Below are 12,278 nucleotides of genomic sequence, written 5' to 3'. Positions count from 1 at the left end.
ATAAATCGATTAGAGCGTAATAACTTACGCTCAAACAAAGAATATTAGAAAATGAGATAAAGAAGAGCAAATACAGGAAATGCAGCGGTTAGACTGTCCACTCGATCAAGGACACCGCCATGACCCGGAATAATGTTACTGCTGTCTTTTATCTTCGACACTCGTTTAAACATACTTTCTACTAAATCACCAAGTACAGAAATCACCACTGTGGCTAAAGTAATCATAGTCATGCTGACATAGCTCGTAAACTGGATATCGAAGAGCAGTGAGCTTCCCCATGCCACAACAAGTGCTGTGACAATGCCGCCTATCAAACCTTCTACGGTTTTATTAGGGCTAACATGAGGTGCCATTTTACGTTTTCCTAAGCTCTTTCCAGCAAAGTATGCACCACTATCAGCGGCCCATACAATCAAACAGACAAACAAGACCAACTTAGAACCGTAGTAAGGGTCGAGATAATAGTGCTGACCTCTGAGGATAACAATGCTCCATAAGAACGGCAGCAAGGTTAATAGGCCAAAAAGGTGGCGTAGCACATTAGAATGCTCCCACAATCGTGCCGACTTTGGGTATGTCATTGCAAGGCCACTGGCAATGAGCCACCAACCAAAACCTACCCCTAGTAATAACAGATGAAGCGAGTCGACTTGGTTTAGAGAGACGATATCAGAGGGAATAATAACTACTGATAATCCCACCACAAGTACTGAGGGAATTAACGCAAGGAGTCGGGAACGAGTCAGTGTAAATTGCGTCCACTCCCAAGCGCCTATCAGCGAGACAGCGGCAACAAAACCAATAAACCAAGTTAATGGTAATGAAAAAATACCCCAAACCACCAGCGGAGCTAGTATTAGGGCGGTAATAATTCGTTGTTTCAAATTAAATCGTCCTTAATTGGCTTCCATTAACGCTTTGACCTGCTCTCCGGTACAACCGAAGCGTCGTTCACGATTCACAAACCAAGTGATTGCCTTGATCAGGCTGTCCTCGTTAAATTCTGGCCAGTACTCTTCCGTGAAGTACATTTCAGCGTATGCCATTTGCCAAAGCATAAAATTACTAATTCGGCATTCGCCGCTTGTGCGAATTAACAAGTCAACATCAGGAAGGTCAGACATAGTGACATAACGGCCTATCATCTCTTCAGTGATATCGTCAGCCAACAATTCACCTTGCTCAACCAACCCCGCTAATGTTTTGGTGGCTTGTAAAATATCCCACTTTCCACCATAGTTTGCTGCGACATTGATAACAGTACCTGTATTGTTCTCTGTCATCTTTTCCGCTTCGGTGATTTTCTTTTGCAGTCGGTCATTAAAGCGCGATTTATCGCCAATAACGCGAAGCCTCAGATTATTCTTATGAAGTTTTTTGATTTCACTTGATAAAACCGTAATAAACAGCTCCATCAATAAACTAACTTCATCTTCAGGTCTACGCCAATTCTCGCTACTGAATGCAAAAAGCGTAACAGCTTGAATATTCAGCTTTGCTGCAGCAGAAATGGTTTTACGAACGGCAGATACCCCTTTTTTATGCCCAAAAACGCGCGGCTTTCCCTTAGATTTTGCCCAACGTCCATTACCATCCATGATGATGGCAATATGTTTGGGAAGGGAATCATTGAAGATGTGTGAATTTTGCATAAAAAGAGTAAAGTAATAACAAGGGTCGAACAGAGTAGCATAAAAAAACGCTGTGCTGTCAGCACAGCGCTTAAACTAGAACTGACTGGTGAAATATTAGACTTCCATCAACTCTTTTTCTTTTGCAGCTAGCAACTCGTCTACATTTTTAACTGCAGCGTCTGTTAGCTTTTGGATTTCATCTTGAGCTTTACGATCTTCGTCTTCCGAGATCTCTTTATCTTTAAGTAGTGCTTTCAATTCACCGTTAGCGTCACGACGGATATTACGAATAGCAACACGGCCACCTTCTGCTTCACCACGAACGATCTTAACAAGGTCTTTACGACGCTCTTCTGTTAGCGGTGGAAGTGGTACGCGGATAACCGTACCCGCAGACATTGGGTTTAGACCTAGATCAGACGTCAGAATCGCCTTTTCAACTTTAGGTGCAAGCTCTTTATCGAATACGGTAATAGCAAGTGTGCGTGCATCTTCAGCAATAACGTTTGCAACTTGGTTTAGAGGCGTTGGCGCGCCGTAGTATTCAACTGAGAGACCTTGAAGAAGGCTTGGGTGTGCACGACCTGTACGCACTTTAGAAAGGTTGTTTTTCAGTGCTTCAACACTTTTAGCCATGCGCTCTTGAGCGTCTTGTTTGATTTCGTTAATCACAATATCACCTTAAATAATAGTAACCTGAAAGCCAGTCTGCGTTCAGGCTATGTCCTTCGATAATTCTGGTTAAGAGTGTACTCTTATTCTGCGTCGCTGATAAGTGTGCCTTCTGCCTCACCCATCACAACACGACGCAATGCACCTGGCTTATTCATGTTGAATACGCGGATTGGCATCTTATGGTCACGAGCCAATGTAAATGCCGCCAAGTCCATAACTTTCAGTTCTTTATCTAGAACTGCGTTGTAAGAAAGCTTATCACATAAAACTGCATCAGGGTTAGCCACTGGATCAGCAGTGAAAACACCATCTACTTTTGTTGCTTTAAGCACAACATCGGCTTCGATTTCAATACCGCGAAGACACGCAGCAGAGTCAGTAGTAAAGAATGGGTTACCAGTACCTGCAGAGAAAATCACCACGCGGCCTTGACGTAATTCACGAATAGCATCTGCCCAGTTGTAATCGTCACAAACGCCTTTTAGAGGGATTGCTGACATTACACGCGCATTAACATACGCACGATGTAGCGCATCACGCATTGCTAGACCGTTCATTACTGTTGCTAGCATACCCATATGGTCACCCACAACGCGGTTCATACCAGCTTCAGCAAGGCCAGCACCACGGAACAAGTTACCACCACCAATGACCACACCAACTTGAACACCTAGTTCTACCAGTTCTTTAACCTCTTGTGCCATACGGTCAAGGACTTTTGGATCGATACCAAAGCCTTCCTCGCCTTGCAGCGCTTCACCACTAAGTTTTAACAGAATACGTTGATAAGCTGGTTTAGGGTTCGTTGTCATGAAGTATACCTTCCAAAGAGTTATCGATATTAACGGTCATGGCTTGAGACTAGTATAGACTCAACCCATGACGGCTAAAAAATGACAGATAGCCTAGTCGTAAAAAGACCGCAGCCAAGGCCACGGTCTTTTCATCAACAAATCATCAAGGATTAACCTTTCTGAGCTGCTGCTACTTCGTCAGCGAAGCTCATTTGCTCGCCTTTGTCGATGCCTTCACCAACTTCTAGACGAACAAAAGTAGCTACTGAAGCACCACGTTCTTTTAGGATTTCACCAACAGTTTTCTTTGGCTCCATTACGAACGCTTGACCAGTTAGAGAGATTTCGCCAGTGAATTTCTTCATACGGCCAACAACCATCTTCTCAGCGATCTCTTGTGGTTTACCTTCGTTCATAGCGATTTCTACTTGAACTTCTTTCTCTTTAGCAACTACGTCTGCAGGTACGTCTTCTGGGTTAACGAACTCAGGCTTAGAAGCAGCAACGTGCATTGCAACGTGCTTAAGAGTTTCAGCGTCGCCTTCACCAGCAACAACAACACCGATTTTCTCACCGTGACGGTAAGACGCGATTACAGCACCTTCAACGTACTGTACACGACGGATGTTGATGTTCTCACCGATCTTAGCAACAAGAGCAACACGCTCTTCTTCAAACTTGGCAACAAGCTCTTCAGCCGTTGCTTTAGTTGCTAGTGCGTCAGCAGCAACTTTCTCTGCAAATGCAGTGAAGTTAGCATCTTTAGCAACGAAGTCAGTTTGGCAGTTAACTTCAAGAAGAGCAGCAACGCCGTTTTCTTCTTTGATGATGATCGCGCCTTCAGCAGCGATGTTACCCGCTTTCTTAGCAGCTTTAGCAGCGCCAGACTTACGCATGTTTTCAATTGCTAGTTCGATGTCGCCGTTAGTTTCAACAAGCGCTTTCTTACATTCCATCATGCCTGCGCCAGTACGTTCGCGCAGTTCTTTAACTAGAGCAGCAGTAACAGCCATTCTCTATTCCTCAGTTGATTCTGATTAGGGTAAAAATCAGGGGCTCTCATTCGGCCCCTGATGCTAACTATAACTCAGTTTACATGAAGACTAGATGTCTACGAAAAACTAAGTGTGACTTCGAGCCGCTATTATTCAGCTTCTTCTACGAAACCGTCTTTGTCAGCTACAGCTGCAACGTCTTTGTTACGACCTTCTTTAACCGCGTCTGCAGCAGCGTTTAGGTAAAGCTGTACTGCACGGATTGCGTCGTCGTTACCTGGGATAACGTAGTCAACGCCGTCTGGGTTAGAGTTAGTATCAACAACAGCAAATACTGGGATACCTAGGTTGTTTGCTTCTTTAACAGCGATGTGCTCGTGATCAGCGTCGATTACGAATAGAGCGTCTGGTAGGCCGCCCATGTTCTTGATACCACCAAGAGACTTCTCTAGCTTCTCCATTTCGCGAGTACGCATTAGAGCTTCTTTCTTGGTTAGCTTCTCGAAAGTACCGTCTTGAGACTGTGCTTCGAAATCTTTTAGACGCTTGATAGACTGACGAACAGTTTTGTAGTTCGTTAGCATACCGCCCAACCAACGGTTGTTCACGTAGAACTGGTCAGCGTTGATTGCAGCTTCTTTAACAGCTTCAGATGCAGCGCGCTTAGTACCAACGAAAAGAACTTTACCTTTCTTCTCACCGATTTTAGCTAGCTCAGCTAGTGCATCGTTGAACATTGGTACAGTTTTTTCTAGGTTGATGATATGAACGCGGTTACGAGCACCAAAGATGAATGGCTTCATTTTTGGGTTCCAGTAACGAGTCTGGTGACCGAAGTGAACACCAGCTTTTAGCATATCGCGCATTGATACAGTTGCCATTTTAAATTCCTCTATGGGGTTAGGCCTCCACATTTCCCATGAATCCGACTTGGTATGAATGATTACTCAAGCACCCCGGAACATGTGACGAAATGTGTGTGATTTAAATAAAAGTTAATGGAAACAAAACCGAGCTCGCCGATTCGAAGAAACTAAGTCCTGTTTCCGGCGCGCTTTATACCATAATTTAGCCACTGATTTCTACAAAAATCGCAATAAATGTACAAAGTACAATCATCATGTCAGTGAGTTTTCCACTAAACCCAACTAAATTGAATCACGTACATAACTACAAACGAGTTTTATTCTTGTTGCGCTTAATCTCGCCACTGATAGAATAACCCGTCAATTTAGAAAGCAGAGAACACAGATGTCTATCAAAATCAAAACTGAAGCTGAAATCGAAAGAATGCGTATCGCAGGTAAGCTTGCAGCAGAGCTTTTAGAAATGATCGAACCTCACGTAAAAGAAGGGGTGACGACGGAAGAGCTGGATAGAATTTGTGCGGATTACACTCGTGAACGTGGCGCATATTCCGCCCCTCTCGATTATCATGGGTATCCAAAATCAATCTGCACATCGATCAACCACATTGTTTGCCACGGAATCCCAGCAGAACAAGATGCCATGGGCACGACGGGCAAACTGAAACCGGCAGTTCTTAAAAATGGCGATATCGTCAACGTAGACGTAACCGTTATCATTCCTAACGATGAAAACGCGTCACTCGATACTCGTCCTGAAGGCTATCACGGTGATACCTCAAAAATGTTCTTAGTAGGTGATGTTTCTCCTGCGGACAAACGCCTATGCATGGTGGCTCAAGAAGCTCTATACCTAGGAATGAAAACCGTCAAGCCAGGTTCGACAGTAGGTGCAATTGGTACCGAAATCGAGAAATTCATCAAAGCCAACAACAAAAACAATCCACGCAATAAGTTTTCTATTGTGAAAGATTTTTGCGGACACGGTATTGGTTCAGAGTTCCACGAAGAACCACAAGTGGTACATTATAAAAACAATGACCGCAGTGTACTGAAAGAAGGCATGGTGTTCACTATCGAACCAATGATTAATGCCGGTAAATTTGGCTGTAGCATCGACGCAGACGACGACTGGACCGTCTACACTGGAGACGGTAAAAACTCTGCACAGTGGGAACATACTATTGTCGTGACCAAAACAGGGTGCGAAGTATTGACCTTACGCAGCGACGAGTCCATTCCTCGCCATATGAACAATATCTAATCATTGCACTTCAATTTGTAAATATCCCCAATCAATGGGGATATTTTTTTATCTGTACCGTTTTGGTATAACCGTAGTTAGACATCTTTTTTTGCTTGCACGGATCGCACCCATGACTTTTCAAAGCCCTACCACATTTAGCGACGAACAACTCACGATCAGCGAGTTAAAGTCACAACTAGACATCTTTTCTGAACACCAGAAACAAGCGTTCCTCAATCATCACCCGATCACAGACTTAGTCTTAGGCCGCTCAGATTACATAGATCAGCTGCTCAATCGTTTGTGGCAGTTCACAGGTCTCGCCAATCAAACCAATTTGGCATTAGTCGCGGTAGGCGGATATGGTCGTGGGGAATTACACCCGCTGTCGGATATCGATATTCTGGTTGTGTCCCGCAAAAAGCTTCCGACAAACCTAGAGAGTACCGTCAGCGAATTCATTACCCTACTTTGGGATCTGAGATTAGAGGTCGGCCATGCAGTAAGAACCGTACAAGAATGCGTCGACATTGGTCAATCAGACTTAACCGTCGCCACAAACCTTCAGGAAGCACGGTTACTATGTGGCAGTGAAGATACCTTTGCCTCGCTAAAAAGCCAAATTGACTCTGAAGATTTTTGGCCTTCAGAAACCTTTTATCATGCCAAAATCGAAGAACAACGCGCTCGTCATGCCAAGTATCACGACACCACATACAATCTAGAACCGGATATTAAATCCACACCGGGCGGGCTGCGTGATATCCATACGCTAAGTTGGGTCGCACGCAGTCATTTTGGTGCGACCTCTTTATATGAAATGAGTCGATTTGGTTTCCTCACCGACGCCGAGTACCGAGAGCTCGTCGAGTGCCAGAACTTTCTCTGGCGCGTGCGCTTTGCACTGCATATCGAGCTGCGTCGCTACGACAATCGGCTAACCTTCGCTCATCAAGCTCAAGTCGCCGAGAACTTAGGTTTTGTCGGGGAAGGCAACGTAGCGGTCGAAATGATGATGAAAGAGTTCTACCGCACACTACGACGTGTCGCTGAACTCAATAAAATGTTGCTGAAACTCTTTGATCAAGCCATCGTCAATAAGGGCAAAATTCAAGACGCTATCATTCTTAATGAGGATTTCCAACGTCGAGGCAAGCTCATTGAAGCACGAAAGCCAGCACTATTTCAGGCAAGACCAGAAACCATCTTAGATATGTTTATTCATATTGCGAATGATTCGAGCATTGAAGGAGTCAGCCCTGCCACCCTGCGTCAGTTACGCACTGCCCGTCGTCGATTAAACAAGTTTTTGCACACCATTCCGGCTGCAAGAGAGAAGTTTATGGATCTGGTGCGTCACCCTAACGCGCTGCACCGAGCGTTTCGCTTGATGCACAAGCTAGGGGTTTTATCGGCCTACCTGCCCCAGTGGAGTCAGATCGTCGGACAAATGCAATTTGACCTGTTCCATGTTTATACCGTTGATGAGCATAGTGTCCGCCTACTTAATCATATTCACACTTTTAGCATCGAAGAAAACTATCCAAAGCACCCAATTTGCTGCGAAGTCTACCCTAGAATGCAGAAGAAAGAATTGCTTATCCTCGCGGCGATTTTTCATGACATAGGTAAAGGCCGCGGTGGCAATCACTCCGAGATCGGTGCTGTTGAAGCGTATGATTTTTGTATGGAGCACGGCCTGTCTAAACCAGAAGCAAAATTAGTCTCATGGCTGGTTCAAAACCATCTTCTGATGTCGGTGACAGCTCAACGTCGTGATATTTACGATCCTGATGTAATCATTGAATTCGCTAAAAAAGTTCGCGATGAAGAATACCTTGAATATCTAGTTTGCCTCACTGTTGCTGACATTTGTGCAACCAACCCAGAGCTCTGGAATAGCTGGAAGCGGACTTTACTTGCCGAGCTTTTCTACTCAACACAACGAGCCTTGAGAAGAGGATTAGAGAACCCAGTGGATGTGCGTGATCGCATCCGCCACAATCAACAACTCTCCTCTGCCCTATTACGCAAACAAGGGTTTAATGCTCGTGAAATCGAAGTCCTTTGGCAACGATTCAAAGCCGATTACTTTTTAAGGCACACTCACAAACAAATCGCGTGGCACAGCGAGCATATACTCAACTTAGAAGAGCCAACTAAGCCTCTGGTTTTGATGAGTAAAAATGCAACACGTGGCGGTACAGAAGTGTTTGTCTATTGCCAAGACCAGCCGGCACTATTTGCAACGGTCGTCGCTGAGCTCGACCGTCGTAATTTCAACGTTCATGACGCTCAAATTATGACCAGCAAAGATGGCTTTGTTCTCGATACCTTTATGGTGTTAGACCAACACGGTGATGCGATTGATGTCGAAAGACACTCTGCCGTTATTAAGCACCTTGTCCATGTGTTGGAAGATGGGCGACCAACTCGGGTAAAAACACGCCGTGCCCCAAGAAACTTGAAGCACTTTAATGTGAAAACCCAAGTCGATTTCTTACCGACTAAAGGAAAAAAACGGACTCTGATGGAGCTTGTTGCCCTAGATGCGCCTGGTTTACTCGCCAAAGTCGGGGCAACCTTTGCTCAGCTCGGTATCAATCTCCATGCTGCGAAAATTACGACGATTGGCGAACGTGCAGAAGACTTATTTATCTTAACAAGTGCCACCGGTGGTCGCTTATCGGAAGAAGAACAAAGCCAACTGAAGCAAAAACTGCACGATACCATTTCAGAACAAATCGCTAGTTAAAAAAAGCATTATTAGTGATAACACCTGGCTGCAAAAACGTAGTCAGGTTTCTAATTCAAAACTGCACATCATTTAAGCGATCCTCGCCACATTTCTCTGTTATTTGTCTCATTATCAGCTATCTACTACATTGATTGCCTGCTACAGTTGTAGAGAAAGCACACAGCAACAAGAGGTAAATTATGTATCCAAACCTCACAGGTTTAGGCATTCACGATCCTAAACAAATTGAGCGTTACTCACTACGACAAGAAGCGCACAAGGATGTGTTGAAGATATACTTTCATAAGCAAAAGGGCGAGCTCTTCGCCAAAAGCGTTAAGTTTAAGTATCCAAGACAAGTAAAGAATGTTCGTGTTAATAGCAGCAGTGGCAATTACAAAGAAGTCACCGAAATTAACCGCAATCTCACGCTTGTTATTGATGAATTAAATAAACTAACCAAACCTGTAGAAGTCGCAGAAGTCGATGTTAAGCAGAAAATCCTCACCGATCTTCGCCACTTAGAAAAAGTCGTTTCTAGCAAAATTGCCGAGATTGAAGCGGATTTAGAAAAGTTAAAGTAATCAAAAAAAATGCTCCCCTAAGGGAGCATTTTTTATAGGCGTATCTATTAAGGCGTATAGAACGTTGCTGCGCCTGGACCTACTGGTAGACCTAGTAAGAATACCCAAATGTAGAACAGTAAACTCCAACCTACCAAGAAACAGATAGAGTACGGCAACATAGTTGCGATTAGTGTACCAATACCTAGATTCTTCATATAGCGTGTTGCCACTGCCAGAATCAGTCCAAAGTAGCTCATCATAGGTGTGATGATGTTGGTGGTTGAATCACCAATACGGTATGCCGCCTGAATGGTTTCAGGAGCATAACCAACCAACATAAGCATTGGAACAAAGATAGGTGCTGTTACTGCCCACTGTGCAGACGCTGAACCAATCATTAGGTTGATAAAGCCACACATTAGGATAAATGCAAAAAATAGAGCAGGACCTGTTAGACCGATAGTCTGTAGGAAGTCAGCACCCGCTACAGCAAATACCTGACCAAAGTTCGTCCACTTAAAGAAAGCAACAAATTGTGCAGCAAAGAACACCAATACAATGTACATACCCATTGAAGACATAGACTTCGACATCGCATCGATCACGTCACGGTCATTCTTCATAGAGCCAGTCACTTTACCGTAGACAAAGCCCGGAATCGCGAAGAAGACAAAGATGAATGCTACGATACTCTTCAAGAACGGAGAACCTGCAACCTGACCATCAGCAGTACGAAGCACGCCATTTTCAGGAACAACAGTTGATGCAATGATTGCACTTACAACCAGTACTGCAATACCTGCCATTTTCAGGCCTTTCTTTTCTACTGCAGTCAGTGAACCCATGCTGTCATTAGAAAGATCTTCTGCAGCTTCTTCTTCATTGTATTTACCCAGTTTAGGCTCAACGATTTTCTCGGTAACAAAGGCACCTGTAATCGCAATGAAGAAGGTCGATACAAACATAAAGTACCAGTTCACCTCAGGGCCAACGGTGTAGTTTGGATCGATCATTTGAGCGGCAGTTTCAGTAATACCTGATAGTAGTGGATCCACAGTACCAATTAATAGGTTTGCTGAATAACCACCAGATACACCAGCAAACGCTGCTGCAAGACCTGCTAGAGGGTGACGTCCTAGAGAGTGGAACAGCATCGCTGCCAATGGAATAAGTACGACGTAACCAAGCTCTGAAGCAGTGTTAGAAATAATACCTGCAAATACAACGGTTACTGTTACCATGCGCTGAGACGCACCCATAACAAGACCACGCATTGCGGCAGATAGCATGCCAGAGTGTTCAGCAATTGCCACACCCAGCATAGCGACAAGAACGGTTCCTAATGGCGCAAAACCTGTGAAGTTTCTCACTAAGTTTGTCACGATTAGCTGTAAGCCTTCTGCGTTCAATAAGCTCACTACTTTAATCATGCCGTCTGCTGCACGACCAGCAGCGCCTTCAGGGCGCGGATCGGCAACCGCTACGTCAAAGTAGCCGGCGATGCCTGACATAACTAAGATAGCAACACAGAAAATAGCAAACAGTGTGATTGGGTGGGGTAATAGATTCCCCAAGTACTCTACCGCGTCAAGAAAACGGGTAAATAGAGGCTTTTTTGGCTTGTTGTGTTTCATTGTGGCAGATGAACTCATCTGTCCCCTCCTTTTTTATTTGTCCTAGCATTCTTTACAAAGCCATGGTCGATTCCTGACAACTTTGTAAAAAAGCAGCCGCAGGGTACGTGAGGGAGTTCAACATTAAAAGCCGAAAATGTTGCTAATTGTAAATAATGCGCAATTTACATCCAGTTATTTAGCAAAAACACAACAACTTATAATGATAAAAATATAAAACAAAAAATAACAATCTCGTGACATATTTACCTTTTTGTAATATCGACAACCGATTAGGGATAAAAAAAGCTCAACTAAATCATCATTGAAAACACACTCCGCTTCTGAAATGATGGATTGTGATTTATGTGAACTAGGACTCAATTCGTGACTTACTCATTGGAGCCAATTGGCATCATTCATTCTCCTTACAAAGAGAAGTTTGCTGTACCGAGACAACCTCGGTTAGTCTCAAGCGCCACCGCAACAATTGCGTTGCAGGGTGACATCAATTGTCTAGAAGCCGTTCGCGGCCTTGAACAGTTTTCTCACCTTTGGTTGCTATTTCTCTTTGACCAAAACCTTGCCGCAGGCTGGAAACCTACAGTGAGACCGCCTCGATTAGGAGGCAATGAACGAGTCGGAGTATTAGCCAGCCGCGCGACATTTCGTCCCAATGGTATCGGGATGTCTTCAGTTGAACTGAAAGGTATTCGTCAGCAAGGTTCCCAAGTATTTATTGATGTGGGCAGTGTTGATCTTGTCGATGGCACCCCAATCGTCGATATCAAACCTTATATCCCTTATTCAGACTCAATCCCTGATGCCATCGGTGGCTATGCGGAATCTGAACCTGAATCGATAGAAGTCGCGTTTTCAGACATCGCATTAGAGGAACTAGCTAAGGACAAGGAGGTTGCCTATAAGACGCAAGTCATCAAAGAGGTACTCGCTCAAGATCCCCGACCTGCTTACAAAAAAAGTAAGGTTGATAATAAGGAATACGGAGTCAGGCTCTTCGATTGGAACGTAAAATTCCAAATAATCGAACAACAAGTCTTGGTAACTTCTATTGACTCTTTGTAGAAAGTGAATTGGCTGATATCATAAGCAACTTAACTCAATTTGGGTCTTCTGCCCAAATTCTCT

At 44.2% G+C, this 12,278-nt stretch carries 11 protein-coding genes; 4 read left to right on the top strand and 7 right to left on the bottom strand.

Annotation, left to right across the window (positions count from 1 at the left end; all coding sequences use genetic code 11):
* Positions 1 to 44 precede the first annotated feature (44 nt).
* The 6 genes from VTH8203_RS20600 to rpsB all read right to left on the bottom strand — a co-directional run bounded on the left by VTH8203_RS20600 (position 45) and on the right by rpsB (position 4,982).
* Positions 45 to 887 carry a phosphatidate cytidylyltransferase gene (locus VTH8203_RS20600; protein WP_096995335.1) on the bottom strand — a complete coding sequence of 281 codons (843 nt, stop codon included), beginning with the start codon at positions 885 to 887 and terminating at the stop codon, positions 45 to 47.
* 12 nt (positions 888 to 899) lie between these two features.
* A complete protein-coding gene (uppS, locus tag VTH8203_RS20595) occupies positions 900 to 1,655 on the bottom strand; it encodes an undecaprenyl pyrophosphate synthase (protein WP_096995334.1) in 756 nt (251 codons plus the stop codon).
* Positions 1,656 to 1,751: 96 nt separating this feature from the next.
* Complete coding sequence (gene frr / locus VTH8203_RS20590) at positions 1,752 to 2,309, bottom strand: ribosome recycling factor (RefSeq protein WP_096995333.1); 558 nt, start codon at positions 2,307 to 2,309, stop codon at positions 1,752 to 1,754.
* 83 nt (positions 2,310 to 2,392) lie between these two features.
* Positions 2,393 to 3,124, bottom strand: coding sequence for a UMP kinase (pyrH, locus tag VTH8203_RS20585; protein ID WP_096995332.1), 732 nt, complete (start codon positions 3,122 to 3,124; stop codon positions 2,393 to 2,395).
* Positions 3,125 to 3,276: 152 nt separating this feature from the next.
* The gene (gene tsf, locus VTH8203_RS20580; protein ID WP_096995331.1) at positions 3,277 to 4,119 is read right to left on the bottom strand and encodes a translation elongation factor Ts; all 843 of its coding nucleotides are present in this window, start codon (positions 4,117 to 4,119) and stop codon (positions 3,277 to 3,279) included.
* A gap of 131 nt (positions 4,120 to 4,250) precedes the next feature.
* The gene (gene rpsB / locus VTH8203_RS20575) at positions 4,251 to 4,982 is read right to left on the bottom strand and encodes a 30S ribosomal protein S2 (protein ID WP_096995330.1); all 732 of its coding nucleotides are present in this window, start codon (positions 4,980 to 4,982) and stop codon (positions 4,251 to 4,253) included.
* A gap of 370 nt (positions 4,983 to 5,352) precedes the next feature.
* Between rpsB and map the strand changes: the two genes are divergently transcribed.
* The 3 genes from map to VTH8203_RS20560 all read left to right on the top strand — a co-directional run bounded on the left by map (position 5,353) and on the right by VTH8203_RS20560 (position 9,534).
* Positions 5,353 to 6,231, top strand: a complete 879-nt coding sequence (map, locus tag VTH8203_RS20570; protein WP_096995329.1) for a type I methionyl aminopeptidase — start codon at positions 5,353 to 5,355, stop codon at positions 6,229 to 6,231.
* 112 nt (positions 6,232 to 6,343) lie between these two features.
* The gene (glnD, locus tag VTH8203_RS20565; protein WP_096995328.1) at positions 6,344 to 8,968 is read left to right on the top strand and encodes a bifunctional uridylyltransferase/uridylyl-removing protein GlnD; all 2,625 of its coding nucleotides are present in this window, start codon (positions 6,344 to 6,346) and stop codon (positions 8,966 to 8,968) included.
* 182 nt (positions 8,969 to 9,150) lie between these two features.
* Positions 9,151 to 9,534, top strand: a complete 384-nt coding sequence (locus VTH8203_RS20560) for a DUF3461 family protein (protein WP_006072480.1) — start codon at positions 9,151 to 9,153, stop codon at positions 9,532 to 9,534.
* A 47-nt stretch (positions 9,535 to 9,581) separates the two neighbouring features.
* Here VTH8203_RS20560 and VTH8203_RS20555 read toward each other — a convergent pair whose 3' ends face one another.
* Complete coding sequence (locus VTH8203_RS20555; RefSeq protein ID WP_096995327.1) at positions 9,582 to 11,168, bottom strand: AbgT family transporter; 1,587 nt, start codon at positions 11,166 to 11,168, stop codon at positions 9,582 to 9,584.
* A gap of 348 nt (positions 11,169 to 11,516) precedes the next feature.
* Between VTH8203_RS20555 and tsaA the strand changes: the two genes are divergently transcribed.
* Positions 11,517 to 12,215 (top strand): tRNA (N6-threonylcarbamoyladenosine(37)-N6)-methyltransferase TrmO, encoded by a 699-nt coding sequence (gene tsaA, locus VTH8203_RS20550; RefSeq protein ID WP_096995326.1) that lies wholly within the window; start codon positions 11,517 to 11,519, stop codon positions 12,213 to 12,215.
* Positions 12,216 to 12,278: the final 63 nt, after the last annotated feature.

Origin of the sequence: Vibrio thalassae (genome assembly GCF_900089835.1) — a bacterium.
GTDB lineage: Bacteria > Pseudomonadota > Gammaproteobacteria > Enterobacterales > Vibrionaceae > Vibrio > Vibrio thalassae.
Note: the sequence above shows the minus strand (reverse complement) of the source record. Positions and strands in the feature narration are given on the sequence as shown.